This is a genomic window from Paenibacillus sp. H1-7 (assembly GCF_022354825.1).
In the GTDB taxonomy this organism is placed as follows: Bacteria; Bacillota; Bacilli; order Paenibacillales; family NBRC-103111; genus Paenibacillus_S.
Genome location: NZ_CP031168.1, coordinates 1,559,645 through 1,584,800, shown reverse-complemented (window position 1 = coordinate 1,584,800; position 25,156 = coordinate 1,559,645). Strand labels below are relative to the sequence as shown.

The 25,156-nt window shown below is 51.3% G+C and carries 22 protein-coding genes; 12 read left to right on the top strand and 10 right to left on the bottom strand.

What is annotated here, in order from left to right; genetic code table 11:
• Positions 1 to 248 precede the first annotated feature (248 nt).
• The 3 genes from DVH26_RS07170 to DVH26_RS07160 all read left to right on the top strand — a co-directional run bounded on the left by DVH26_RS07170 (position 249) and on the right by DVH26_RS07160 (position 3,032).
• Positions 249 to 1,004, top strand: coding sequence for a YwaF family protein (locus DVH26_RS07170; RefSeq protein WP_239632684.1), 756 nt, complete (start codon positions 249 to 251; stop codon positions 1,002 to 1,004).
• Positions 1,005 to 1,066: 62 nt separating this feature from the next.
• On the top strand, positions 1,067 to 1,228 hold the full coding sequence (locus DVH26_RS07165) for a hypothetical protein (RefSeq protein WP_239632682.1): 162 nt from the start codon (positions 1,067 to 1,069) through the stop codon (positions 1,226 to 1,228).
• A 265-nt stretch (positions 1,229 to 1,493) separates the two neighbouring features.
• Positions 1,494 to 3,032: a PAS domain-containing sensor histidine kinase gene (locus DVH26_RS07160; RefSeq protein ID WP_239632680.1), complete on the top strand. Its 1,539-nt coding sequence runs from the start codon at positions 1,494 to 1,496 to the stop codon at positions 3,030 to 3,032.
• 203 nt (positions 3,033 to 3,235) lie between these two features.
• Here DVH26_RS07160 and DVH26_RS07155 read toward each other — a convergent pair whose 3' ends face one another.
• A complete protein-coding gene (locus DVH26_RS07155) occupies positions 3,236 to 5,131 on the bottom strand; it encodes a PrkA family serine protein kinase (protein WP_239632678.1) in 1,896 nt (631 codons plus the stop codon).
• 230 nt (positions 5,132 to 5,361) lie between these two features.
• Here DVH26_RS07155 and DVH26_RS07150 point away from each other — a divergent pair, with 230 nt between their 5' ends.
• Entirely contained in the window at positions 5,362 to 5,574 is a 213-nt protein-coding gene (locus DVH26_RS07150; protein WP_239632675.1) for a hypothetical protein, read from the top strand.
• 798 nt (positions 5,575 to 6,372) lie between these two features.
• On the opposite strand, the gene DVH26_RS07145 is transcribed toward DVH26_RS07150, so the two are convergent.
• Positions 6,373 to 7,701, bottom strand: coding sequence for a sn-glycerol-1-phosphate dehydrogenase (locus DVH26_RS07145; RefSeq protein ID WP_239632673.1), 1,329 nt, complete (start codon positions 7,699 to 7,701; stop codon positions 6,373 to 6,375).
• Positions 7,702 to 7,821: 120 nt separating this feature from the next.
• On the opposite strand from DVH26_RS07145, the gene DVH26_RS07140 reads away from it, so the two are divergent.
• Together DVH26_RS07140 and DVH26_RS07135 are read left to right on the top strand one after the other, a co-directional pair.
• Positions 7,822 to 8,697 carry a DUF2161 family putative PD-(D/E)XK-type phosphodiesterase gene (locus tag DVH26_RS07140; RefSeq protein ID WP_239632670.1) on the top strand — a complete coding sequence of 292 codons (876 nt, stop codon included), beginning with the start codon at positions 7,822 to 7,824 and terminating at the stop codon, positions 8,695 to 8,697.
• A gap of 121 nt (positions 8,698 to 8,818) precedes the next feature.
• Positions 8,819 to 9,700, top strand: coding sequence for a polysaccharide deacetylase family protein (locus DVH26_RS07135; protein WP_239632667.1), 882 nt, complete (start codon positions 8,819 to 8,821; stop codon positions 9,698 to 9,700).
• 73 nt (positions 9,701 to 9,773) lie between these two features.
• Here DVH26_RS07135 and DVH26_RS07130 read toward each other — a convergent pair whose 3' ends face one another.
• From DVH26_RS07130 to DVH26_RS07110, 5 genes are all read right to left on the bottom strand, one after another.
• Positions 9,774 to 10,733, bottom strand: a complete 960-nt coding sequence (locus DVH26_RS07130; RefSeq protein ID WP_239632665.1) for an NAD(P)/FAD-dependent oxidoreductase — start codon at positions 10,731 to 10,733, stop codon at positions 9,774 to 9,776.
• A gap of 150 nt (positions 10,734 to 10,883) precedes the next feature.
• Positions 10,884 to 12,155, bottom strand: a complete 1,272-nt coding sequence (locus DVH26_RS07125; protein WP_239632663.1) for an MFS transporter — start codon at positions 12,153 to 12,155, stop codon at positions 10,884 to 10,886.
• A 535-nt stretch (positions 12,156 to 12,690) separates the two neighbouring features.
• The gene (locus DVH26_RS07120) at positions 12,691 to 13,992 is read right to left on the bottom strand and encodes an ABC transporter substrate-binding protein (protein ID WP_239632660.1); all 1,302 of its coding nucleotides are present in this window, start codon (positions 13,990 to 13,992) and stop codon (positions 12,691 to 12,693) included.
• Positions 13,993 to 14,134: 142 nt separating this feature from the next.
• The gene (locus DVH26_RS07115) at positions 14,135 to 14,971 is read right to left on the bottom strand and encodes a carbohydrate ABC transporter permease (RefSeq protein ID WP_239632658.1); all 837 of its coding nucleotides are present in this window, start codon (positions 14,969 to 14,971) and stop codon (positions 14,135 to 14,137) included.
• Positions 14,971 to 15,855, bottom strand: coding sequence for a carbohydrate ABC transporter permease (locus DVH26_RS07110; protein WP_239632656.1), 885 nt, complete (start codon positions 15,853 to 15,855; stop codon positions 14,971 to 14,973). The genes DVH26_RS07115 and DVH26_RS07110 overlap by 1 nt, the downstream gene beginning before the upstream one ends.
• A gap of 168 nt (positions 15,856 to 16,023) precedes the next feature.
• On the opposite strand from DVH26_RS07110, the gene DVH26_RS07105 reads away from it, so the two are divergent.
• Genes DVH26_RS07105 through DVH26_RS07090 form a run of 4 tightly spaced genes read left to right on the top strand, consistent with a single transcriptional unit; the run spans position 16,024 to position 21,016 of the window.
• A complete protein-coding gene (locus tag DVH26_RS07105; RefSeq protein WP_239632654.1) occupies positions 16,024 to 17,817 on the top strand; it encodes a cache domain-containing sensor histidine kinase in 1,794 nt (597 codons plus the stop codon).
• Between the two features lie 50 nt (positions 17,818 to 17,867).
• Complete coding sequence (locus tag DVH26_RS07100) at positions 17,868 to 19,484, top strand: response regulator transcription factor (RefSeq protein ID WP_239632652.1); 1,617 nt, start codon at positions 17,868 to 17,870, stop codon at positions 19,482 to 19,484.
• Positions 19,481 to 19,915 (top strand): hypothetical protein, encoded by a 435-nt coding sequence (locus DVH26_RS07095; RefSeq protein ID WP_239632650.1) that lies wholly within the window; start codon positions 19,481 to 19,483, stop codon positions 19,913 to 19,915. Before DVH26_RS07100 ends, DVH26_RS07095 begins: the two co-directional genes overlap by 4 nt.
• Before the next feature lie 24 nt (positions 19,916 to 19,939).
• Positions 19,940 to 21,016, top strand: coding sequence for a phosphodiester glycosidase family protein (locus DVH26_RS07090; RefSeq protein ID WP_239632647.1), 1,077 nt, complete (start codon positions 19,940 to 19,942; stop codon positions 21,014 to 21,016).
• Between the two features lie 328 nt (positions 21,017 to 21,344).
• Here DVH26_RS07090 and DVH26_RS07085 read toward each other — a convergent pair whose 3' ends face one another.
• Positions 21,345 to 21,599: an AbrB/MazE/SpoVT family DNA-binding domain-containing protein gene (locus DVH26_RS07085; RefSeq protein WP_239632645.1), complete on the bottom strand. Its 255-nt coding sequence runs from the start codon at positions 21,597 to 21,599 to the stop codon at positions 21,345 to 21,347.
• Positions 21,600 to 21,748: 149 nt separating this feature from the next.
• Positions 21,749 to 22,213 (bottom strand): tRNA (uridine(34)/cytosine(34)/5-carboxymethylaminomethyluridine(34)-2'-O)-methyltransferase TrmL, encoded by a 465-nt coding sequence (trmL, locus tag DVH26_RS07080; RefSeq protein ID WP_239632643.1) that lies wholly within the window; start codon positions 22,211 to 22,213, stop codon positions 21,749 to 21,751.
• Between the two features lie 151 nt (positions 22,214 to 22,364).
• On the opposite strand from trmL, the gene DVH26_RS07075 reads away from it, so the two are divergent.
• A complete protein-coding gene (locus DVH26_RS07075) occupies positions 22,365 to 23,078 on the top strand; it encodes a response regulator transcription factor (RefSeq protein WP_239632640.1) in 714 nt (237 codons plus the stop codon).
• Positions 23,079 to 23,238: 160 nt separating this feature from the next.
• Here DVH26_RS07075 and serC read toward each other — a convergent pair whose 3' ends face one another.
• The gene (gene serC, locus DVH26_RS07070; protein WP_239632637.1) at positions 23,239 to 24,327 is read right to left on the bottom strand and encodes a 3-phosphoserine/phosphohydroxythreonine transaminase; all 1,089 of its coding nucleotides are present in this window, start codon (positions 24,325 to 24,327) and stop codon (positions 23,239 to 23,241) included.
• Between the two features lie 176 nt (positions 24,328 to 24,503).
• Here serC and thpR point away from each other — a divergent pair, with 176 nt between their 5' ends.
• A complete protein-coding gene (gene thpR, locus DVH26_RS07065) occupies positions 24,504 to 25,076 on the top strand; it encodes an RNA 2',3'-cyclic phosphodiesterase (protein WP_239632634.1) in 573 nt (190 codons plus the stop codon).
• The last annotated feature ends 80 nt before the right edge of the window (positions 25,077 to 25,156 follow it).

The window sequence follows — 25,156 nt, the reverse complement described above, 5'->3', positions numbered from 1 at the left end:
CGAAATTCCAGGAAGCTGTGCTCATACTGTTTCTTCAGCTTTTGTTACGATGTTGAATAAGGTCTTTTCAAAAATAGCGATACGAAAGCGAGCACCCTTTTTACGGGTGCTTTTTTTGTTTGTAGCACACAAACCTGGTTCGTGAATCACCCGGTACTACATAAAGTTAGTACTGTCCCCATGCAGCGTCCCTCTCTTACACTACAGATGTATCCCATCAATTGACAAAAAGAAGAGGGGGGATTGCAATGAATGCTTCATTTTGGTCTGCCGAGCGCACGGCGGCATTCCTTCTATTTTCGCCGTCCCATCTGGCGGCAATCGTTATCCTGGTATCGCTCGCAGTACTCCTGTATTTCGGCAGAAGCGCGATTCGAGCCAACCGTTCCCGGCAAACCGCCGTACGCGGATTGCTCCTGGTGATGCTCCTTGTCCCTGAAGCTCTGCTGTATGGGTGGTACGCACTTGAACGGACTTGGGACGTTAAGAGCACGCTGCCCCTTGAGCTGTGCAGTATCACGCTCATGCTGTCTGCAATCATGCTGGTCACCCGCAGCCGACTTCTTTATCAGCTGCTGTTTTTTGCAGGAATCGGCGGCGCATTACAGGCCATGTTAACGCCCAGCCTCGGTTATCCGTTCCCACACTTCCGCTTTCTTCATTTTTTCATCGTCCATGGCGCCATCATTCTCTCCGCCCTTTATATGACGTGGGTCGAGGGCTGCAAGCCAACTTGGCGATCCGTCGGATTCGCTATGATTTTTCTGAACGTACTCGCCGGTATCGTCTGGATCATTAATCAGAAGCTCGGATCGAATTACATGTTTCTTATGCACAAGCCGGCTACCGCCTCCATCCTGGATGCTTTGGGCCCATACCCTTACTACCTGCTTGCCGAGGAAGCGATAGCCGCAGCACTGTTTGCCTTGATGTACGCCGTGTTTTTTCTCAAGCCATTTCGAAAACAAGACCACATGCCACCTCCCTCGAACCTCCACGGCTAAGCCATCGAATAATAATGCCCTTGGCGGCAAAGTATACAAGTCAGGAAGAAAGGAGGGATACTATGGCCGATCAGCGCAATCAAACCCCGTCCAAAGATCAGCAAGAATTGAGCACCGAAATCGCCCAGCTGAGCAGCAAGGAACAGCCAAGCGAGCCGGGGATCGATTATACGAAAGATTTTATTTGGGGCAGCGATCAGGATGAGTATATAGATGAAGCTTGACGAGGGAAGCTCCGCAACCGCCTGCAAAGGCGGTTCCTTTTTTGCTAAAAAATGCATTTACTTCTCATTTCCACAAGCGCTATAATGGAGTCATTGTGTTAATTTTCCGGTAGGGGATATTCTAAGCTATTCTCAGTTGCAGGCATGAATCCGATGACTTAACCTGTTGTTCGCACAACTATAGCTCCTACTCAGACCCAGTGCCCCGACACTTTAACTATTATGGTAAAATGATATGATGTAGGCAGGCAGGTGAATCTTGGGCATGCAAAAAATCCCCGTAACCAGAGACGGAAAAAAGGGCTCGGATATTATCCTCATCCATTCCGATGATGTCGTTAAAATCGAGTGCCTGAGGAATAAAGAATACGTCATTCATACGATTAACGATAAATATTACTGGACTCCGACGCTGGAAGCATTCGAAGAATGGATGTACGAGGACGGGTTTCGGCTGATCGATCAAATGAACGTGGTCAACATGAACCATGTCACCGAATACGATGTCAAAAAAGGCATCGTCTATTTAAGTCCGGAAGGGGCGGCCGGCTCCAAAACCGCATCCGTTGCCTGGATTCATAAAGATCATGTCGCAAATGTCAAAAACATGCTGTACGAAGTCAAAAAGCTGGACAGAAGCAGCGATCCGGATGACTTTCAGGATGACATCTTCGACACGATCCTCGACCAGGAGGAAGACAGCCGTTTTGCCCGTTCTTACGCCATGATTCAAGCAATTTACGAGAAGAAAAAGGCGGAGAAGAAGCTCGAGCAAAGCGAGCAGCGCTACAAATCCCTGTTCCAGAACAATCCCGATCCCATCTGTTCCTTCGATGGCTACGGCTACTGCACGAGCGCTAACCCCGCTACCTTCCGGATCACCGGTTATACGGAGGAAGAGCTGCTCCATAAATCCATTCACCATCTGATCGTGCCCGAGCATGTAGAACGATGGCAGGAACGGTTCGATGATACGCTGCAGGGACAAACCCACCATTATGAGATTACCTTCGTCCATAAAGACGGTCATCCCGTGGAGCTGAGCGTGCTGAATGTCCCGATCGTCGTGAACGGTCAAATGAAGGGCGTTTATATGATCGGAAAAGATATCAGCGAACGGAAAAAAGCGGAGGAAATGCTCCTTCGCTCGGAAAAGCTCTCGATTGTCGGCCAAATGGCGGCCGGAGTCGCTCATGAGATCCGCAATCCGCTTACTTCGCTCAAAGGGTTCGTGCAGCTGATGCAGACGAAAATATCCGGCTTCGAATCGTATTTCGACATCATGATGGACGAGCTGGAACGGATTAATTTTATCGTAAGCGAATTTCTCGTCATCGCCAAGCCGCAATCCCTTCGCTCTCAACCGAAGCAGGCGGAGGCTATCCTTCACAATACGATCGCATTAATCGGCTCGCAGGCGATGATACATAACGTCGAGCTCGTCGTCCATGCCGAGGAAGGGCTTCCTGCGATTCTGTGCGATGAAAACCAGATCAAGCAAGTATTTATCAACATATTGAACAACGCAATCGAGTCGATGCCCGACGGCGGACAATTGCGGATTGAAATCGGCCTCTGGGACGAGAATCAGCTGCTCATCCGCTTTATCGATCAGGGCTGTGGAATACCCGAGGAGCGCATTCCCCGCTTGGGCGAGCCGTTTTATACGACAAAAGAGAAAGGTACCGGCCTCGGGCTGATGGTCACGTTCAAAATCATTGAAAATCACGGCGGACGGATGGCGATCCAGAGTGAAGTGACCAAAGGAACCGTCGTCGAAATTTATATGCCGGTCATACGATGATATCGATGCTAACTATGACACATGATAAACAACCCCTTCCTTCATTCATTTGAATACGGAAGGGGTTTGTCGTATCCGAGAACACTAAGTACGGGTAACGATAGTAGAGCCAAAACAATAAGAGCCATCGAACGGATGGCCCCTCATGATTCACTCCATTATTTTTTTGGGATCAACGCAAGGTGGTCAGAGCTACTGAGGGTTTATCGGTTTAGCAGACTGCCAACGTACCTCAGCAACTCATTGGCCGATGCGGTAGTATAGCCATGCTCCTCGACCAGCCTTTTGATTACTTCATTAATCCGTTTTAACTGAGTTTCGTCCGGCGTTTTGGTAGACGTCGTTATTTTCACGATATCCTTCAAATCGGCAAACAGCTTCTTCTCAATCGCTTCACGCAGACGCTCGTGGCTGCTATAATTGAAACGGGCACCTTTGCGGGAGTAGGACGACATACGAATCAAAATTTCCTCGCGGAACGCTTTTTTCGCATTTTCCGAAATACCGATTTGCTCCTCGATGGAACGCATCAGTCTTTCGTCCGGATCCATTTCTTCACCGGTCAGCGGATCTTTGATTTTACCCCAGTTGCAGTAAGCTTCAATGTTATCCAGGTAGTTGTTAAAGAGCGTTCTGGCCGACTCCTCGAAGGAGTACACGAACGCTTTCTGCACTTCTTTCTTGGCCAATTCGTCGTATTCCTTGCGCGCAACGGAGATGAAGTTCAAATAGCGCTCACGTTCTTCCTTCGTAATCGAAGGATGCTGATCCAATCCGTCCTTCAGCGCGCGCAGCACATCCAGAGCGTTGATAAATTCAAGTCCCTGGCGGATCAAAGCGCTGGAAATCCGGTTGATAACATAACGGGGATCAATACCCGACATGCCTTCATCCAAATACTCGTTCTGCATTTCCTTAAGATCCGCTTCCTTGAAGCCCTCCACTTCTTCTCCGTCGTACATCCGCATTTTTTTGACGAGATCCATTCCCTGCTTCTTCGATTCTTTGAGACGGGACAGGATGGAGAAGATCGCAGCGGCGCGCAGGGAATGCGGCGCAATATGAACATGCGACATGTCGCTCTGCCTGATCAGCTTCGTATAAATCTTTTCTTCCTCGGACACTCTCAGGTTGTAAGGAATCGGCATAACAATCATCCGCGACTGCAGCGCCTCATTCTTCTTGTTGGCAATGAACGATTTGTACTCCGATTCGTTCGTGTGAGCTATGATCAGCTCATCTGCCGATATGAGCGCGAAGCGGCCCGCTTTGAAGTTGCCTTCCTGCGTCAGCGACAACAGATTCCACAGGAACTTCTCGTCGCACTTCAGCATTTCCTGGAATTCCATCAACCCGCGGTTTGCTTTGTTCAACTCTCCATCGAACCGGTAAGCGCGCGGATCGGATTCGGAGCCGTATTCCGTAATCGTCGAGAAGTCGATGCTTCCCGTCAAGTCCGCGATATCCTGCGACTTCGGATCAGAAGGGCTGAACGTACCAATCCCGGTGCGGCTATCCTCGGAGAGCAGCACCCGCTCCACCAGCACTTCCTCGATGCGGCCGCTATATTCCGTTTTGAGCCTCATCTGGCAGGATGGGCATAAATTGCCTTCGATTTTGATCCCGAATTCTTCCTCCACTTCCGCACGCAGCTCTTGCGGTATCAAATGCAGCGGCTCTTCGTGCATCGGGCATCCTTTGATGGCGTACACCGCGCCCCTATCCGTACGCGAAAACTGTTCAAGCCCCTTCTTCAGAAGCGTAACGATCGTCGATTTACCGCCGCTGACGGGACCCATCAGTAGGAGGATACGCTTTCGCACATCGAGGCGTCTTGCCGCCGAATGAAAATATTCCTCGACCAGCTTTTCAATAGCGGTATCGAGACCGAATATTTCCTTTTCGAAGAAGTGGTACTTCCGCTTTCCGTTATCGTTCGTGATCCCCTGCGAAGCGATCATTTCGTAAACACGTGCATGCGCCGTCATCGCCAGATGCGGGTTCTCGCGTACCAAGGCGATATAGTCGGCAAAGGTTCCGGACCAAGCAAGTCTGTCGGTTTCTGTGCGGTAATCAGATATCCTTTTAAATATATCCATGAGTGTTAACCTCCTCCGTACGGTGCATTTGCGGTCACAACATCAAAGAAACGAAGTGTATTAAATAATTATGCAGGGCACAGGGATAAGTTGACCGAAATTTTAAGACGATTTGAAAAAACAACGGCGGCAATCCCTACCTGACTCCCCTTGTGAGGTCGTCAAGGACGGTGATTGCCGCCGTTGTCCGATGGTACTTGTAACCCATATAGACGCAGGGCGGATAATCTGTGCGTTACAGCTTGGAGAGCGAGCCGGGCGGATGGGAAGCCTCTGGTTGTACGGCGGGAAATTCGCGGAACAGGTCGGAGGGCAAGGCGTACGGGCCGATAGCTCCTGCTGTAGCGCGGAAAAATCGGCTTACAGCGGGCGGATTTGTGGGGCTGCTGAGCTGTAAGGCGGAATATCCGCGTTACAGCTCTGTGGACAAGGCGTGCGGCTGAAGGCTCCTGCTTTAACGCGGAAATATCGGCTTACAGCGGGCGGATTTGTGGGGGCGCTGGTTGTAAGGCGGAATATCCTCTGAAAGCAAAGCATACGGGTGGATGGCTCCTGCTGTAACGCGGAAAAACCGCCTTACAGCAGGCGGATTTGCGGGGCTGCTGGCTGTAAGGCGGAATATCCGCGTTACTGCTCTGAAAGCAAAGAATGCGGGCCGATTACTCCTGCTGTAGCGCGGAAAAACCGCCTTACAGCAGGCGGATTTGCGAATCCGCAGATTGTAAGGCGGAAAATCCGCGTTACTGCTCTGAAAGCAAAGAATGCGGGCCGATACTCCTGCTATAACGCGGAAAAACCGCCTTACAGCGGGGCGGATTTGCGAATCCGCGGATTGTAAGACGGAAAATCCGCGTTACTGCTCTGAAAGCAAAGCATGCGAGCCGATGGCTCCTGCTTTAACGCGGAAAAAACGCCTTACAGCGGGGCGGATTTGCGGGGTTGCTGGTTGTAAAGCGGAATATCCGCTTTTCAGCTCTGAAAGCAAAGCATACGGGCGGATGGCTCCTGCTGTAACGCGGAAAAACCGCCTTAAAGCAGGCGGATTTGCGAATCCGCAGATTGTAAGGCGGAAAATCCGCGTTACTGCTCTGAAAGCAAAGAATGCGGGCCGATTACTCCTGCTGTAACGCGGAATAACCGCCTTACAGCGGGGCGGATTTGCGAATCCGCGGATTGTAAGACGAAAAATCCGCGTTACTGCTTTGAAGGCGAGGCAAGGCAGACGCGCCGCCGGGTCGCGGTTATAGCCATTGCGCAAGCCGGATGATCGTATACCGGTTACGCACATACATCGCATATTGCAAGCTATCGCGCAATAGCTTCTCTTCTACGCCGAGCTCCTCGACGGCGGCCGGTCCTCCGGCCCGCCGTAGCGCAGCCGCGAGCTCTTGCGGGGACGGCACGCTCCGGCAGACGGAGCGGATGTCGTCCCAGCGCTCCACGATGCGGCGCGGGAGCTCGTCGTCCAGGGCGGACTCCGACGCCGCCCCGAGGCCATTCTCGGCCAGCACCTGCTCCGCTATGCTGCCGTAGCCCTCCGCGATTTGAGCGCGCATCCGCTCAAGAGTCGGCACATCGCCGCGAGCCTGCCGCGCGGCGATCGCTTCTGCCGCCGCTTCCTGCGACAGCGCGGCGGCGGATTCGTACAGCGCGGCCATCTTCACGGCCGCTACACCGACCTTGGCGCCGTGCAGCAGCGCCCGGCGCCGCTCTTGAATGAACCGCATCTCCCAATAGTGGGAGAGATGATGCTCTCCGCCGGAGGCCGGCCGCGAGTTGCCGACAAGCAGCATGGAGATGCCCGACAGTGTCAGGCCCTCCATCAGCTTGCGTACGCCCAGCTCCGTGCCGGCGGCGATGTCTTCGGCATGGTCGACGCACAGCGCGAGACCTTGCCGGGTCATCTCGGCGGCGAGCTCGCAGTACGGCTCGCCGAACAGGATCCGTCCGAGCTGCCAGTCGGCGAGCGACGTGTACTTGCCCAGCATGTCGCCGAAGCCTGCGGCGATCATGGCTTGCGGCGACTTGGCCAGCAGCGCCAAGTCGGCGAAGATCGCTTCCGGCGCGCAGGCCGGAACCGTCTGCTTGAAGCCGCCGACGATCAGCGGCGCGCCTACCGAGGCGAAGCCGTCCACCGACGGGGCCGTCGGTACGGACCAAAACGTCCGGTTCGTCCGGTGCGCGACGAACCGGACGACGTCGTGGATCGTGCCCGAGCCGACGGCCACGATCGCCTGCGCCGACGGCGTCACGTGCAGCATCAGCTGCACAATGACGCGCTCGTCGGCGGCAAGCTCCCCGTGCTCGTCGTCCTCGAGCACGCACAATCGCGCTTGCAGCTGAGCGGCTTCGCACAGCTGCAAGAGCTCCCTCCCTGCCGCATCCAGCGTGCGCCGGTCGGCTACCAGCAGGAGCTCGCGGTACCCGCGCTCCTCGGCATACTTAGGGAGCGCGGTCAAGGCGCCGCGCTCTATCGTCACCTTGCGGATCGGAGCTTCGTGCTCCCTCCCGCAAGAGCATTGAAATCTTTTTCCAAGCCACGGTTCTATCCGTCCGGCATCAGCAATCATCGTAGGTCCCCTCCATTTATCTATACCTATAATACTAGCAAAATTATGCTATAATTACAGTGAATTTGAATAAAAACAAACCTTCATCAACTGATTTTTATAAAAGGAGTCCAAACGACTGTGGCGATCAAAACCGAAACGGAGCTGTATGCGCCGGTCAAAAGCTACTTCGAGCAGCTAGGCTACCTCGTTCGGGGCGAAGTGCACCACTGCGACCTGGTTGCCATCCGCGATGAGGAGCCTCCGGTCATTGTAGAGCTGAAGAAAAACTTCTCCATCCCCTTGCTGCTGCAAGGAATCAACCGATTGCGGCTAACCCGCTACGTTTATGTGGCCTTCGAGCTTCCGAACAAAGGCCGCGCCCCGCACGGAGCCACCTGGCCCGAGCTGCGCAAGCTTTGCCAAATGCTCGGTGTCGGCATGATCACCGTGCAATTTTATAAAACGAGGAAACCGAAGGTCTTGGTAGAATGCCATCCTCCGGCCACTACCGCTTCCGCTTCCCCTTCGGGACTAACGGCCGATGCTGTTGTCGCCGCCCTGCTTCCGGCTCATGAACCGGCTGACCCTGAAGCCGCCGCTGCAGCTGCTCAGGAAGACCCGCTGTCTCCTCCGCCGCTTCCCACCGTCCTGCCCCGCCATAATAAACGGGCAACGGAACGGTTCGTCCGCGAGTTCAAGGAACGGCGCGCCGATTACAATGTAGGCGGCAGCACCAAACGCAAGCTGGTCACCTCCTACCGTGAAAAAGCCCTTTTCATGGCGCAGCTGCTTCTGCAAAACGGTCCTATGAGTCCGCGCAAGCTGCGGGATCAGACAGGTATCCCCAATGCCGCAGGGCTGCTGCAAAAAAATTATTACCGCTGGTTTCAGCGGGTAGAACGAGGCATTTACCGATTGACCCCGCAAGGCGAAGAAGCGCTGCGAACGTACGCTCATGTCATCGAGCGGCTCCCTGTTCCCGTTTCCGCCGCCGTCCCGCCCGATACGGTCTGACGCGTTTTTCCGCTGGAGCTCTCCGGCGGGCCGTCCCTCTTTTTCCGGCTTACAGTCATATTGCGGTCTAGCTCAGGATATAAATAGAGTACTAGATTTCTTAGTAAAGGAGTCTGTGTCTATGAGTCAGCCGGTTCCATTATGTATGCGGTCTCATTTCGTCAGCACCGAAACGTATCGTGTTGGCTTCACCCTGCTTGCCTTCATGCTCGGTGTCATTTGCGTCGTCTGGTCGATGCTGCTTACTTCCGCTTCCGCCCAGACAGCCGAGCCCGTATTCCAGCAGCAGGAGGCTCCTGCAGCCGTTGTCGAAGATAACCTGGAAGACAAGCCTGACGGGCCTCCGCCCCGCATCCCCGTGCTCAATTATCACAGCATCACCGTTGACCCCGGCAACCGCGCCACCATCACACCCGAGAAATTCGAAGCTCAAATGAATTATTTGCACGCCAACGGCTACACGACGTTAACGCTTGAACAGTTTATCGGCATTCTCGAAGGCAGGAAGCGCGCTCCTGCGAAGCCCGTTCTGCTGACTTTCGACGACGGTTATGCCGACAATTACGTGCACGCAATGCCGGTATTGAAAAAGCTTGGCTTTCACGCCACCCTTTTTATGTCACCTGGCATGGTAGACGACGGATGGTTCCTGAACTGGGATCAGGTCAAGGAAATGCATCAGGCCGGCTGGGATATCCAGCCTCACGGCATAAACCATCCTTACTTGAACCGGCTTAAGCAAGCCGATCAGGAGTATCAGTTGACGGAAGCAAGACGGCAAATCGAAGAGCAGCTCGGTACGACCGCCGATGTATTCTGTTATCCATACGGTCAATTCAATCAAACGACACTCAATCTGTTAAAAAAGCACGGGTTCCGCTACGCCTTCACCATCGAGCAGGGGTTTACGACCCACGAGCAGGATAAGCTCAAGCTTAAGCGTGTGTTCGTCAATGGAGAGGAGCATATCGATCAATGGATATACAGATTAGAAAAATGGTAGTCCAGCCGCTTCCGATGGTGCATCCTGCCAAGAAAAAGTGGCGGACGATCGCCTTATATCTCATTCTCATTCCTTAAGTCGTTCCGCAGCTGTGCAGCGTCTTGCTCCCGCGCTTCAACAGCTCCTTATGAATCCAAATGGCTGCCTGGGAGCCTTCACCCATTGCAATCGTCACTTGCTCCGCATGCACTCCTACATCTCCTGCCGCCCAAACCCCCGGTACATTGGTCATTTTGGATCGGGGGTCTGTGACGATGTGCCGATTCTCCAGACGCTCCAGCCCGAGCTGAGCCGCCAGACCGGATTGCACCTCATTTCCTCCGAAAGCAATAAACCCTCGTTCCCCCTTCACCATTTGCCCGTCTTGAAGCCGCGCGCCTTGAAATTCGCCCGCTTCCGAAGCTAGAACTTCCGTTATCGGCTGCTCAATAAGCATGATATCTTGATCGGCCAGCTGCTCTCGAACATCGGTGCTTATGCGGGATATGCCTGGCTCATGGTTGATATAGGTCAATTGTTCCGTCCAATAGCGGAGCGTTAACGCCATCGAAGCGCCTACGTTTCCCGCCCCCATGACGATGGTTTGTTTGCCGCTGACTTCGTAGCCGTCGCAATCCGGGCAAACGTATACCGTTAAGCCAAAGCAGCGCTCAAGCCCCGGAAGGTTCGGATAGCGGTCCATAATACCGGTAGCCAGCAGGATCGTTGCGGTTGCCAGCTTGTCGCCGCCGGATTTCGTCTCCGCAACAAAGCCATCCTCCGATCGAAGCAGCCTAATGACCTCGTCCTCCATGAACTGCACGCCCAGCTGCTCCGCATGCTGTCTTCCCAGCCTGCGCAATTCCGTGCCCGATACGCCATCCGGCCAACCCAACACATTGTGGTAGCTTCTGCACAGCGTAGAACGGCCGACTCCTTTATCGATTATCAGTGTCCGATGCTTGTATCTGCCGAGCTGAATAGCTCCCTGCAGCCCTGCAATTCCCCCTCCGATGACAATACAGTCGTACTTGGTCCCCGTATCGATCGCCATCCGGCACAACCGTCCTTTCAAAATACGTAATGCCCTTAGGGTAACCATTCCGCCTGAGTGCGATGCGCTTTTCTTCACGGGACGCCCAGGCCCTACTTACGAACAAAAATAGGAAGGGCATTGCCTGCCGGCATCCCTTCCTTTTATAATTTATTGATTTTGTTTCTCAGTAGCGATATCCGGTGATCGTTGCAGCAGCCACACCAGTCCCGCCTGCGAGATCGATGCTCCGAACAGCACCCATGGCAGCAAGCCGTTGCCGCCATATTTGGTCAGCAAAATTAGCGTAAATATCGAAATGACGCGCCCTACATTCACGAACGTTTCCCGCATGACGACCGATTCCACCCGAAGCTGCCCTTTTAAGGGAAGAGCCCCGATAATACGGAAATAAACCGAAGTAATCGTGTTGCCTTGCAGCGGTGCGCAGATGGAGTACAGCACCATGAATAAAACGACGGAGATTAACGATAACTGCCAAATAATGAATAAGGTACCGATAATAAAGCCGAGTGTGGAAACAATAAGGAACAGCTTCGTCCGGTCTTCCCTGCCGTACTTCGTCAGAACGAAGCCCGTTATAATGCTTAGGGTTGCGTACAGCACGCCCAAATATCCGACAAGATCCTCCCTGCCGACGATTTGAAAGAGCAAAATGTTCGGCAAAAAGAGCATAATGCCTTGGAACAGCCCCAATACGAGAAATCCGAACAGTGATTTGGACCATTGCTTATTCTTGTTCATCAGCAGCCCGACGAATTTCAAGTAGTAAGCCTTATGATGGGACACGGCTGTCTTGATCTTGAAGCTCCCTAACGTCGCGATCAAAAACATGAAGAAGGCGATGGAAAATACGATCGTATAGCCCTGCAAGCCTTCATTATATCGGATGATGATTCCGGCCAGCGCCGGCCCTATCAGTCCCGCCAGCGTGAAGACGATCATATTGATCGCCAAATAGCGTATCCTGTTTTGCTCCGTCGACACATCGTACATTAAAGTCAAATAACCCGCCCAATAAAATGACGAGGCCGAACCGGCGAAGATCCCGAACAGAATATAGTAGTCGACGACTTTTTCCTGGGCAAATACAACCAGCAGATAAAATATGGCGATCAGTGCGATCCCGATCCGGTACGTAACCATCCGGTCTTTCCGCTTGATGATCAGCCCTCCGAGTGCAAACGCGAGCGGAGCGATCGCATAGTTGAAAATATAGTACATCCCGTTGATCCACAGGCTTTCCGTGAGACGCCATAAATAGAGGGTAAGGAAAATACCCGACATGGAAGCCCCGAACTGGAAACAAAAATGAATAAACAACGACACTACCGCATCCCTAGATAACCGCTTATCCTCAGGTAAATAACGTCTTCTTGCTTGAACCCACTGCCTGCCACCCGAATAAAGCTTAGTTATCATGACCCATCCCCCGTCAGCGTCTCCCTATCTGCAATCATAACCATTGTAACAGCGCTTCCCCTCCATGTTAAATGCTTAATCCGGCTGCTTTAAGCTATGTAGAGGGTTGTGGACGGATTTACCTCATTTAACATTCCCTATTCCTGCTTTGAATGGCTTTTCGTCTCCATTGCTTCCTTATGCTCTCTTCGGTGTAAAATAGTAACTCTTAGACATAAATAAAAGCTGGTACAAACCCCATCGTATGTGCGCGGGAGGGATGGGCAGAGGGTTCCAACCGCTGTTGAAATCGCAGGATTTTTGAATTAATTAATAATGTTATAGGTATACCTGCGATTTCAAAGGCGGCCGCTGCCGCTTTTCCACCCCCTGCCCATCTCCTCTTCGTTTCCACGGTTGTGCTGTCTTCTACTTCAAAGAACTTTAATCATCCCTCATTGCCGCATTTTGTAACTGTTTCCTCCAGCCTCACAAACAAGGTATAAAAAAACAAAAACCCCCGGCTTACCGCCGAGGGCATTAGTGAACTTCAAGCTTATTTCTTCAAGCTTTCCCAAGTTTTTTGGAACTCGTCAAGCATTTGATCCTTCGTTTTTTGCTTCGCAACATAAGCCTGCATCGTAGCGGCGAACTTCTTGCTGCTAGCTTCTCCGCCAGGGAATTTGAACCAGTTCCAGCTGAGCGTTTTGTTGTCTTTGCTGTACTTCATAATGTCTGCCGCCAACGGTCCCAAAATTTTCTCATCGGCAGGGATGTTCGTAAAGGCAGGGATGAACTTGAATTCTTCCGTAATATATTTCTTACCGATATCGGAAGTAACCATCCAGTTAAGGAACTTCTTCGCTTCTTCTTTATTCGGCGAGTTTTTGTTGATTACCCAGTTGTTAGGCACGCCTACAGGCAGCTTGTCGTTGGCAGCCGCATCTTCGCTGATCGGCATCGGCAGGAAGCCTACTTTAATGTTAGGGTTCGTTTGCGTAATTTGCAGCTGTGTCCAGTTGCCCTGCTGCGTCATAGCCGCTTTGCCCGTAGCGAACTCGGTCACTTGCGTTTTGTAGTCGGTTTGCAGCGGGTTTTTGTTGCCGTATTTCAATTGCAGATCGAACAGCTTCACCCAGTTATCGAACGTTGCATTGCCTTGAATTTTTCCTGTTCCTTTATTCAAGCTGTCGATAAATGCGTTCGGATCCGGCTGGTAAGCAAACGGAAGGTTCACGAAGTGGTTGCCGAGCACCCACCACTCGCCATAACCGTTCACGAACGGCGTTACGCCTTTAGCTTGCAGCTTTTGAGCGGCTGCTTCGAGCTGGGACAGTGTCTTAGGCAGCTCGGTAATTCCAGCTTGAGCGAACAAGTCTTTGTTATACAGGAAGCCGTAGCCTTCCAGGTTCAACGGCTGGCCGTACAGCTTGCCGTCTTTGGTCATAGGTTCCTTGGCAACGGTCACCATATCTTTGACCCAAGGCTGGTCGGACAAGTCCTCCAGATGCTCGATCCATTTATCCAGATCGGAGAAGCCGCCGTTGTTGAAGATGTCCGGCTTGTCGCCCGAGTTGAACTTCGCCATCAATGCAGCGCCATAGTCGGAGCCGCCGCCTACTGTATCGATTTGAATTTTAACGCCCGGATTTGCTTTTTCGTATTCCGCCGCCAATTTTGCCAGCGGTTCGGCAATTTCCACTTTAAATTGGAACATTTTCAACGTTACCTGCTTATTCCCTGCATTCCCTCCGGTAGTGCCTCCTGCCCCTGGAGTCGGTTCGCTTTTTGCGCAGCCAACCAAGAGGGATGCCAGCATGACGGTGGTCATACCGATAATTCCGATTTTTTTCTTCATGTGAAAGCCTCCCCTTCATCTTCTTTGTTTACATGATCATTGTAAAAAATAGTTTGCCCGCAGAACACGGACTATATTGATCGAAAAGGTGTAACCTGTTGATGCATGTAAGCATTTACACCCTTGCGGGATGTACCATGGATCACCCTTTGACGGAACCTGCCGTAATCCCCTCGATAATATGTTTTTGCATCGCCAGGAAGAAGATGACAATTGGAATGACGCCGAGCACCAGTGCGGCCAAGGCCAAATCCCACTGCTTCGTATACTGCCCGAAGAAAGAGTAAGTCGCTAGTGGAATCGTCCTCAAATCAGGGCTGTTCAGAACGAGCATCGGCAAGAGGAAGTCGTTCCATATCCACAAGCTGTTTAGGATAACGATCGTAACGGTCATAGGCTTAAGCAGCGGAAAAACGATTTTCCAGAAGACGCCGAACGGCGAGCAGCCGTCGACTGTAGCCGATTCCTCAATTTCAAGAGGGATCGATTTAATAAAGCCGTGGTACAAAAATACGTTCAACGATACACCGAAGCCGAAATAACAAATGATCAAGCCCGGGATGCTGTCCATCAAACCAACCTCGCTGGCTACGCGTACAAGCGGAATCATAATCGACTGGAACGGAATAACCATCGCAGCGACAAAAGCCAGAAACACAAGATTGTTGAACTTGTTGGGTACACGTACAAGGCGGTAAGCCGCCATAGAACTGATCACGACTAGCCCGATGTTGCTGAATACCGTGATCAATAGCGAGTTCCAGAACACTTTCGGAAACTTCATGATATCCCATACTCTGGCATAGTTAGCAAAATTGAGCGATTGCGGCAGGTTGGCCGAGTTGATCAGCAGCTCGCCGAACGTTTTCATCGAGTTGACGATAACGAAGTAAAACGGCACCAGAAAGAGCAATCCGAGCACGATACCTAACACTTCCAGAGAAAGCAGCCGAAGATTGTAAGTGTGCTTCGTTTCCATTACACTTCAACCTCCTTCTTCTTGGTGATCCCCACTTGAATCATCGTAATGATGGCAACGACAATGAAGAAAATGAACGATTTGGCGGTTCCGAGGCCGTACCGGTTGTTGCGGAACGCTTCCTCATAAATGTTCAGAGCGACGGATTGAGTCGAGTTGAACGGTCCGCCTTTGGTCAATGATACGTTAAGATCGTACATTTTGAACGCCCACGAAATCGTCAGGAACAAACAAACCGTTACAGCCGGCATAATAAGCGGAAACGTAATGCTGCGTAGCGTTTGCCATTTGCTCGCGCCGTCTATGTAGGCGGCCTCGACAATATCTTTGGGCACGTTGGCCAATGCCGCGATGTAGATGACCATCAAATAACCGGCCGTCTGCCATACGCTGACAATGATAAGTCCCCAGAAGGCGGTCGGAGCGTCCCCGAGCCACGGAAGCTGGAAGAAGCCGATCCCCGTCAATTCACCGATCGTTGCAAAGCCTTTGACGAAAATAAACTCCCAAATGAAGCCGAGCAGCAAGCCGCCGATAACGTTCGGCAGGAAAAACACCGTGCGGAGCACGTTCCGTGTTTTCAAGGCCTGTGTCAGCAGCAATGCCAGTGAAAAACCGAGCAAATTGGCGAATATCACCTGAGCTACCGTAAATCTGGCGGTAAACCAGAACGATTTATGAAAGTCTTCATCATCCATTATAATGTGTTTGAAGTTATCGAATCCGATCCATTTGACCGTCGAGGTAACCCCGTTCCATTCTGTAAACGAATAGTAAATGCTCATCAGAAACGGTACGATAACGATAATGGAGAAAAAGACGATCGCCGGACCGACAAAAACCGTCTGAAGCATCCAATCCGACAAGCGACGCTTTGCTTTCATAAGCATCTTTCCCCCTCTTGATAGTATACCCCCAGTATAAAAACTTCCTTCAATCGGCAACACCGACTATCGTGACCCATCAGGTGGAATTTATTGATGTGCCTTGCTACAATAATGATATACCCAACCTGATCGGAGATTAACCGAGACAAAATAAGGGGGACGTCCATGATCCGCAACAGCATCCGCAACAAATTAATCGTCTTCCTCCTTGTCGCTACGATTATCCCGATCGGTACTTCAATTGTGATTTCTTACTTTTTTACGAAGCAGTCGATAACTAACGAAGCGGTGAAGAACAACTCGAATCTCATCTTTCAGGGAAAGGCGAACATTATCAATTATTTGCGGGTAATTGAGCAGAATTCGCTGTCCGTCTATAACGATGCGGTGCTTTATTCGATTATCGAGGATGGGGATACCGACTATTTGAGCACAAGCGAAATCTTCCGCGGTATGCTGACGATAGCCAATTCGATTAAGGAAATTAAGCAAACGTACCTGTATATTGCGAGCAGCAACCGCTCCTTCCTTATTTCCCAGGGGAACCCGGGCCGTAACGAAGGATCTTCGGATAAATATCATCCCGATATGGGCTCGTCTGTGGTGCGGCTGGAGCCGACGCATCTAAGCCACGATTATAAGATGGGCAGCTTGTTTTACGTGCCTCCCTCCACCGTGATCACCCTTCACCGGTCCATCCGCAACGCTCTGACCCAGCAGGAGCTCGGCATCCTGTCCATTGATTTCAGCATCGATGTCATTGCTTCGATCAGCAAGCAGCTGTACACATTGGGTGAAGAGGAGCTTTATATTCTGGATAAGGAAGGAACGGTCGTCTACGGCTCCGATCCTTCGCTTTGGGGTAAAGTATTGAATGAAGATTGGGTGAATTATCTAAGGGAGCTTCCGGACGGAAAAGGCAGCTTCGAGTGGAAAAGCAAATCGTTTGCCGGCATGCATATGTATGAGCGGATGGAAACGCCTTACATGGATTGGACCTTGGTCAAACGGATTCCGTATGAGAGCCTGTACAAGAACGCCCGAGAGTTGACCATGATCAATACAATTATTTCCAGTTTGTTCCTGGTTATCGTAATAACCGCGACTTTGTTTATTTCGTTCCGGTTTACGGCCCCGATCAAAAATTTGATCGGCTACATTAACAAAATTCAGACCGGGAATATGCATGTGGATATCCAAGTATCCAGCAATGATGAAATCGGGATTTTGGCCCGCCGCTTCCGGATTATGATGCAGACGATAAACGAATTGATCATGAGCGAATATAAGCTGGATATCGCGAATAAGACGAACCAGCTGAAGGCGCTGCAGGCGCAGATCAATCCGCATTTTCTGTACAACAGCCTTCAATCCATCGGAACGCTGGCCCTTCAGCATCAGGCCCCCAAGGTGTATTCGCTGCTTTCATCGCTGGCCAAGATGATGCGCTACAGCATGAATACGAACGAAACGCAGGTTCCGCTCAAGCAGGAGATCGACCATGTGAAATCTTATTTGGAGCTGCAAATGCAGCGGTTCGAGAACGAGCTGACTGTGTCTTACAAGGTGTCGCCGGACACGTTGAATATCCACGTGCCCAAAATGATCCTGCAGCCGCTCGTGGAAAATTACTTCAAGCACGGCTTCGATCCGAGCGAAAAAACAGGCGCCTTGTACATAGCAGCCGCCATTACCGGTAACGGCGAGCTAGAGCTCGTCGTCGAGGATAATGGCAAGGGCATCCAGCCGGAGCTGCTGAGCAAGCTTCAGCGGAGGCTTGGACGGCGCCCGGAGCTGCCTGTCGACCCGACGGAAAGTATCGGGCTCGTCAATGTATCGTCGAGGCTTCAGCTCTACTATCCCGGAGCGTTGATGAAGCTGGAGGCAGCCGAGCCTTCCGGTGTGCGGATTACGCTGACGATCCCGCTCGCCCTGCCGGATTCCGAGCATAGCGATTAGGAATTACGCATCATTTTATACACAATTGCTGACAAAGGAAGAGAAACTTCATGAAAGCCATCATAGTTGACGATGAGAAGCACGTCCGCGAGGCCGTCAAGCTGCTCGTCGATTGGCAGCATTTCCATATAGATACGATATTGGAGGCGCAGGACGGAGAAGAAGCGATCGCTCTCATCACGGAGCACCGGCCCCAGATTATTTTTACCGACATGATGATGCCCGTCAAAAGCGGTCCGGAGCTGTTGGAATGGCTGGATCGGCATTACGCCTGCGGCAAAACGATCGTCATCAGCGGCCACGACGATTTCCAGCTGCTTCGTCATACAGTCAAGCACGGCGGCGTTGACTACATATTGAAACCCATCGATGCGGATCAGCTTCACGATGCGGTCGAAAAGGCCATAGAAGCGTGGCATCGCGAGGAAAACGAGCGGAATCGCCAATTGCAGAGCAATATTGAGATGAATCAAATTCGTCCGGTGTATTGGGAGAAGATTTTATCCAATCTGGTGACCGAGCCGTCAGCCTACGAGCAATCCGCCCTGGCGTTAGCCCAGGAATTCGGCATGGACCGCAGCATGAACCAATGCCGGCTGGCCGTCATCAGCATGGATACGATGAACAAGGAGCTGAAGCAAAAGTTCGAAGCCAATTCGGACCTATTGTTCTTCTCCATAACGAACATATGTAATGAGATATTGCGCGGGACCCGCAGCGGCGTCGCTTTCCGTTATATGAACACCGAGGGTGAAATCCTCATCTTGCTATACGGTGCTTCGGAGCCCCTTACCGTTCTGCGGGAGATTCAGCGCGGATTGGCGGCGGCGCTCCGCGCCAGCTTCGACATCGGGCTGAGCGATACCAGGCCGTTTCCTGCCGGCCTTCCCGCCGCTTACAAGGAAGCGAAGTCGGCGCTAAGGCGCCGAAACCTGCTCGCCAAAGACAAGCAGATATATCAGACGGCCAACACGCCTCCCGCTGTACAGCCAATGCTCTCTTTTTCCGATTATGCAGAACAAATCCGACTCGCTGTCCAAAGCGGCAGCCCGGAGCAAATAGCCAAAGCGGCCGAAGGCTGGATCAATGCGGTTCGTACCTTGGAGATCATCACGCCGGAGCAGCTCGAGCTGTGGTGGAACGAATACCATGTCGTCCGCAACCGCTGGCTCGTCGACTGGTTCGGGGATCGGCAGCCGGAGCTGAAATCGCTCTTGAACGCCTCTTCCCCGCTGGCCATCCCTTCGGACGATGGCGGTTCCTTATCCATTAACCAATGGCAAAAGGAGCTAACAGAGGGCTTGACGGAGCTATCCAAGCATTTGCTGAAGCATCAGCACCAGGATAACAATGTCATTTATGAGATTGCAAAGTATATTCAAAACCATTATCATCAGGATATTACGCTTCAAGAGATTGCCAATCATTTCTATTTAAGCCGTGAATATATTTCCCGTAAGTTTAAACAAGAGTTTAAAGTCAACTTATCCGATTATTTAAGCGATATTCGTGTGGAGAAGGCGAAGCTGCTGCTGTTGAATCCGAATCTGCGGATCGCTCAGGTCGCCGGCATGGTCGGGTATGACGATGAGAAATATTTCAGCAAAGTGTTTAAAAAGATGGTTGGCCTCTCACCGAACAAATACAGGAAGGTGAATCAACCATGAACACGCCCATTGAACCTGCCGTTTACGAGCAGCCCTTGGTGCGAAACGCCAAGCCTATGAGAGGAAGAAAGCGAATCTATCTCTTCTTGTTTATGGGCTGGACCTTGCTTATAGCTATGGGAGTGCTTGGCGCCAAAATGTACACGGATTACTTGCGCCAGCAAATCGCTGCTGAAATCGCTCAGCAGACCGAGGTGCAGCTGCAGGCCGTGCAGGAGGATTATCAGAAGCAGATTGGGCAGCTCAAGGAAAGCGTAAGTGCCGATTTATCCAAAATGCAAGGAAAGATCGATTCTCTGAACGAGCTGCTCGCTTTTACTAAGGATAGTGCGAACAGCAAAACCGACAACAGCAACCAGCTGTACACCCAGCTTAACGAAGTGAAGAAGAAGCTGGACGAGCTGAAGAAAAACCTGGATGTACTGCAATAACAGCTTTATAAGGAAGATATCGACATGACAAATCGTATACAACTTATCAACCGTACTTTGCTTCTTGCCTGTGCGCCATTTATCGGACTCATGATCTATTTACTGCTTTCTCCCCCAACTGTTCAGCTGCCGGAAGTGAAACGGCTCGCCAAAACGGAATTTTCCATCCAGGCGGAGCTGCAAAAGTCCGAGCAGCAGCTCGACAAAGCCAAAGTGGACGCGGCACAGACGAAATCGACGATCGAGCGCTTTTTCCAGCTGTACGAGCAAAGCGCCTCCGATATGACAGCCATGGTGGCAACGGCGGATGCGGCTTCCACCAAGCCGAATGCGATCTTCGACTCTCGGATCAGCACGAAGCTGGGAGGGAAGATTGCCCGTCAAACGAACAGCGGCAATATCGATTTAAAGCTGTACAATTTCAGTGATGCCAACTATAAAGGCTACGCGCTTAAGGTTAATATGAAGTCGGACAAAGCGATGAAGATGGTGCTCGGCAAAGACGCGGTAGGCGGCAGCGAGACAACGCTGGATGCCGCAAGACGCTACGGAGCGGTCGCCGGTATCAACGCAGGCGGTTTTGCCGATGATAACAAGACGGGCAAGCGGTTCCCGCTGAGCACGACCGTATACAACAGCAAATACGTATACGGCTTCGAGCCGACCTTCGAGGATTTGGCCTTCATCGGCTTAAGCACCGACCAGAAGCTGATCGGCGGACGATTTTCGCGGCAGGAGGACTTGGACAAGCTCAAGCCGGCGTTTGGTGCCACGTTCGTTCCTGTATTGCTGCAAAACGGCAAGAAACAGGCGATTCCGCCGCAATGGCAAACCTCGCCTGCACGAGCGCCGCGTACCGTCGTCGGCAACTTTAAGAACGATCAGCTGCTGTTCCTTGTTACCGACGGCTACGACGAGCGGGGCAATTCCGGAGCGACGCTGGCCGAGCTGCAGGAGAAGCTTGTGCAGCTTGGCGTGAAGGACGCCTATAATTTGGACGGAGGCGGCTCCTCCAGCCTGATTTACGAAGGGCAAATCATTAATCGTCCTTCGGACGGAAGATTGCGGCCTTTGCCGACGCATTTCTTGTTTTTTAAATAAATGTTCACAATTCAGTAACATTTTTTTGGGCAATCATTGGTTATAATAAGGGGCAGGGGGTGCGGCAAATGTCAGCAGCATTTTGGATTATCAATTTAGTGTTTCTTCTGTTTATCGTAGCGATGTTAACTGCATCATATAACGATGACAAGACAAAAGGTCTGTAGGAATGGGCTCGCCTCTTCTTCGGCCTTACTAAATACTCAAGATGAGAAACCTCTATCGAGGTCCTTTCTATTGTGGTAAAAAAAAGCATCACGTCTCTCCCGACAGGAGAACCACGTGATGCTTTCTGCTTTTTATACCAAGTTATACTGTACGCTCTATGCTATGCTTTTTGCTTCAAGCTGTTCATCTCGCCCAAGCATTCAGCGCAAATATGACGTTCTTTGAATTCGCTTACCTGCTCCATCGAGCTGCAAAATACGCACCGAGGACGGTATCTTTCCAAAATGATGTGATCTCCGCTCACTAATATTTCAACAGGGTCCCCTTCATTCATCTGATAACGTTTGCGCAGCGATTTCGGAAGCACGATACGGCCCAATTGATCGACTTTTCTTACTACACCTGCTGGCTTCATTATTAATTCACCTCTCTTTCCACCCAAAAAAGAACAGTATCACGCAAGCCGCCGGGAAAAACTACCGTATCTGCAGCCTGTCTTTATACCTATTCGTTACATGTGTTAAAATTCCTGCCATACCCATACGATTTGTTATGATTTAACAATTAGGAAAGATTCGGAAAGCCGGTTTGTCTTAACCCTTCGTATAAAATCACCGCAGCGGAGTTCGAAAGGTTCAACGACCTCACCGTATTCGTCATCGGCATGCGCATGAGCTGGCCAGGGTGGGCGGCCAATATTTCAGGATCCAGCCCCTTGGTCTCTTTGCCGAATACGAAAAAATCCCCGTCCCGGAATGTAAACTCAGTGTAAACTTTTTCCGCTTTTGTCGTTGCAAAAAAGAAACGGCCGTCCTTATATTTGTCCTTCACTTCCTGAAACGAATCGTGATATTCGATGGTCACGGAATGCCAATAATCGAGCCCCGCTCTTTTTAGAGTTTTGTCGTCCGTATCGAAGCCAAGCGGCCTCACGAGGTGCAGCACCGTGCCTGTCGCTGCGCATGTTCTTGAAATGTTGCCTGTATTGGCCGGAATTTCCGGCTCTACCAATACGATATGAAACGCCATGTTGATAGGTCACCTCTTTAAATTTTACAATACATTACAATGTTTTCCGCACCGATAATTTTACACTCGTTTTACCTTTTCTTAATATGCGGATGATAGAGCCTTGTCATAATAAGTATATCACGTGCTAACACAAAAGGAGATTCGAGCGATGAAGAAGAAAATTCTTGTTGTTGACGACGAACCTTCCATTTCGATGCTGATAGAGTTTAACCTGAAGCTGGTAGGCTTCGAGGTACATTGCGTATATGACGGCGAAGCGGTTTTCCAGGCTATTCAACATTTTCGCCCTGATGTCATCGTGCTAGACCTGATGCTGCCCAAAATGGACGGAATTCAAGTGTGCAGAAAGCTGCGCAGCCAAAACAATCTAGTACCTATTATTATGCTGACAGCAATGCAGGACTTGTCCGATAAGATCGCCGGCCTCGACAACGGAGCCGACGATTATATGACCAAGCCTTTCAGTCCGCAAGAGCTTATCTCCCGGATTCAAGCTATTTTGCGCCGCATTCAAACGCTGCCTTCCAGCGCAGAGAATGTTCCTCTGACTATCGGCCAAATCGAGATTCAGCCGGACCAGCGTGAAGTGACGATCCGCGGGGAAGCGATCGAGCTGACTCCGAAGGAATTCGACCTGCTGCTGTTCTTGTGCAAGCATCGAGGCAAAGTGTTAAGCCGTCAACAGCTTCTTCACGGCGTATGGGATTATCATTTCCTTGGAGATACGCGCATCGTCGATGTTCATATCAGCCACTTGCGCGATAAGATTGAGCACAACGCACGCAATCCGGAATATATTGTAACCATCCGCAACGTCGGCTATAAGCTGACCGAGCCTGTGATGAAGGAATCTCTTGCTTAATCCGAACCTTTCGATAAAATATGAGTGCCGTAAGTAGGACGGTGCTCATATTTTTTATTTTTTCCGGAGAAGACAGGCCTCCAAGGTTCGTCACCCCCGGCAACATTAGGGCAAAAAAAGACAGCCCTCTTTTGCGGGGAGGACTGCCCTGTGAAACGTATTATCCGTTGCGTTGTTGGAAATCGACCATGAACTCGGCCAATGCTTTGCAAGCTTCATAAGGTACTGTGTTGTACGCGGAAGCGCGGATGCCGCCTACGCTGCGGTGACCGGCCAAGCCGACAAAGTTGTTTTGCTCCGATTCTTTAACGAATTTCTTCTCCAGCTCTTCGCTAGGCAAACGGAACGTAATGTTCATGATGGAACGGCTGTCCTTGTCGATATTTCCGTTGTAGAAGCCGCCGCTTGCATCGATTACATCGTAAACGAGCTTACTTTTCTCGATGTTGCTTTTCTCCATTGCTGCAACGCCGCCGTTGTTCTTGACCCATTTCAGAACCAGGTTCATCATGTAGATCGAGTGTACCGGAGGTGTGTTGTACAGGGAGCTGTTCTTCGCATGCGTAGTGTAGCGCAGCATCGTCGGGATGTGCTTAGGCTCTTCCGCCAGCAAATCGTCGCGAATTACGGCTACCGTAACGCCTGCAGGACCCAGATTTTTTTGTGCGCCTGCATAAGCCATTGCATATTTCTTCATGTCGATCGGACGGCTCAGGATGCCGCTCGTCATATCGCCGATCAGCGGAATATTGCCCGTTTCCGGAATGTAAGAGAACTGCGAGCCTTCGATCGTATTGTTCGTAGTCATATGCACATAAGCAGCGTTCGGGTCGATTTGGAGGTCTTCCTGCTTCGGCAGGCTTCTCCACTTGCCCTCTTTATTGGATGCCGCGATAACGGCTTCTCCGACCACTTTACCTTCTTCATAAGCCTTCTCGGAAAAGCTTCCGGTGATGATGTAGCTGCCGACTTTACCCGGCTTCAAGAAATTCAAAGGAATGGTAGCGAATTGCGTGCTGGCGCCACCGCCCAAGAACAACACCTGGTAACCGGATTCCAACCCCAACAGCTCGAGCAGCAGGCTTTGCGTTTCCGAGTTGATAGCCTCGTACTCTTTGCTGCGATGGGAAATTTCCATCAGGGACATACCGATTCCGTTATATTCCACAAATGTTTCTTGAGCCTGCTGGAGAACTTCCAATGGAAGCGCCGCCGGACCCGGGTTAAAATTGTACGCGCGTTTTGTCATGGTTTCCACCTTCACCTTGTTTTTAGCATCAGCATCTTTTGATATGATATGGCTATGATAGCAAAGTTTGTCCCTATCCATCAAGTAGAAATGCGTATTCTTCACATCATTGATACATATTTCACAAGCTGCCGGATACCTTATCCAGTAAGACAATTCGACAGGAGGTTTGGCTTATGAGCACAGACCGTCTTTTTATCGCCATTCCGGTCGGAGGAGCGCAGCGGACGGCACTGCAGCAGCTGGGAAATACTCTCCAGTCGGCCCTGCCTTTCAGCAAATGGGTGCATCCGCACGACCTGCATTTAACTTTGAAATTTCTGGGTGACACCGATCCGGTAACAGCCAAGCGAGTCAGGGAAAAGCTAAGAGAAATCACGGCTGGCAGCCAGCCATTTTCTCTAGGTTTGAATGAGCTGGGGACGTTCGGAAGACCGTCTTCTCCGAGCATTTTGTGGATGGGCGTCCGCGGAGATATGAATGCTTTGGCCGCCTTGCATGCCAAAGTAGAAACGGCGGTGGCCCCGCTCGGCTTTGCCCCGGAGGACAGGCCGTTTCGCCCGCATATTACGATGGCGCGGAAATATAAAGGCGAAGCGGCGTTCCCGGAGGCTGAGCTCCGGAACGCCGCTGCAGATGCGTTATCCACTCCCTCCGAGTGGATGGCGGAGCATGTGATCTTGTACCGCACTCACTTGGGGCGCCAGCCTATGTACGAGGCCTTGGACACCTTCGTGCTCGGGGGATAATGCGGAGCGGCGTGGTGGGTCGCGCATAGAGCCGCGCTGTAACGCGGTTTTTCCGTCTTACAGCATGGCGCAGGCGCTTC

Excerpts from the sequence above, each read along its gene's own strand:
- DVH26_RS07115 (WP_239632658.1), bottom strand. The coding sequence starts at position 14,971 with ATGGAAACGAAGCACACTTACAATCTTCGGCTGCTTTCTCTGGAAGTG.
- DVH26_RS07085 (WP_239632645.1), bottom strand. The coding sequence starts at position 21,599 with ATGAAGCCAGCAGGTGTAGTAAGAAAAGTCGATCAATTGGGCCGTATC.
- DVH26_RS07110 (WP_239632656.1), bottom strand. The coding sequence starts at position 15,855 with ATGAAAGCAAAGCGTCGCTTGTCGGATTGGATGCTTCAGACGGTTTTT.
- thpR (WP_239632634.1), top strand. The coding sequence starts at position 24,504 with ATGAGCACAGACCGTCTTTTTATCGCCATTCCGGTCGGAGGAGCGCAG.
- DVH26_RS07160 (WP_239632680.1), top strand. The coding sequence starts at position 1,494 with ATGCAAAAAATCCCCGTAACCAGAGACGGAAAAAAGGGCTCGGATATT.
- DVH26_RS07090 (WP_239632647.1), top strand. The coding sequence starts at position 19,940 with ATGACAAATCGTATACAACTTATCAACCGTACTTTGCTTCTTGCCTGT.
- DVH26_RS07170 (WP_239632684.1), top strand. The coding sequence starts at position 249 with ATGAATGCTTCATTTTGGTCTGCCGAGCGCACGGCGGCATTCCTTCTA.
- DVH26_RS07165 (WP_239632682.1), top strand. The coding sequence starts at position 1,067 with ATGGCCGATCAGCGCAATCAAACCCCGTCCAAAGATCAGCAAGAATTG.
- DVH26_RS07120 (WP_239632660.1), bottom strand. The coding sequence starts at position 13,992 with ATGAAGAAAAAAATCGGAATTATCGGTATGACCACCGTCATGCTGGCA.
- DVH26_RS07095 (WP_239632650.1), top strand. The coding sequence starts at position 19,481 with ATGAACACGCCCATTGAACCTGCCGTTTACGAGCAGCCCTTGGTGCGA.
- DVH26_RS07145 (WP_239632673.1), bottom strand. The coding sequence starts at position 7,701 with ATGATTGCTGATGCCGGACGGATAGAACCGTGGCTTGGAAAAAGATTT.
- trmL (WP_239632643.1), bottom strand. The coding sequence starts at position 22,213 with ATGGCGTTTCATATCGTATTGGTAGAGCCGGAAATTCCGGCCAATACA.
- DVH26_RS07155 (WP_239632678.1), bottom strand. The coding sequence starts at position 5,131 with ATGGATATATTTAAAAGGATATCTGATTACCGCACAGAAACCGACAGA.
- DVH26_RS07125 (WP_239632663.1), bottom strand. The coding sequence starts at position 12,155 with ATGATAACTAAGCTTTATTCGGGTGGCAGGCAGTGGGTTCAAGCAAGA.
- DVH26_RS07100 (WP_239632652.1), top strand. The coding sequence starts at position 17,868 with ATGAAAGCCATCATAGTTGACGATGAGAAGCACGTCCGCGAGGCCGTC.
- DVH26_RS07135 (WP_239632667.1), top strand. The coding sequence starts at position 8,819 with ATGAGTCAGCCGGTTCCATTATGTATGCGGTCTCATTTCGTCAGCACC.
- DVH26_RS07105 (WP_239632654.1), top strand. The coding sequence starts at position 16,024 with ATGATCCGCAACAGCATCCGCAACAAATTAATCGTCTTCCTCCTTGTC.
- DVH26_RS07075 (WP_239632640.1), top strand. The coding sequence starts at position 22,365 with ATGAAGAAGAAAATTCTTGTTGTTGACGACGAACCTTCCATTTCGATG.
- serC (WP_239632637.1), bottom strand. The coding sequence starts at position 24,327 with ATGACAAAACGCGCGTACAATTTTAACCCGGGTCCGGCGGCGCTTCCA.
- DVH26_RS07130 (WP_239632665.1), bottom strand. The coding sequence starts at position 10,733 with ATGGCGATCGATACGGGGACCAAGTACGACTGTATTGTCATCGGAGGG.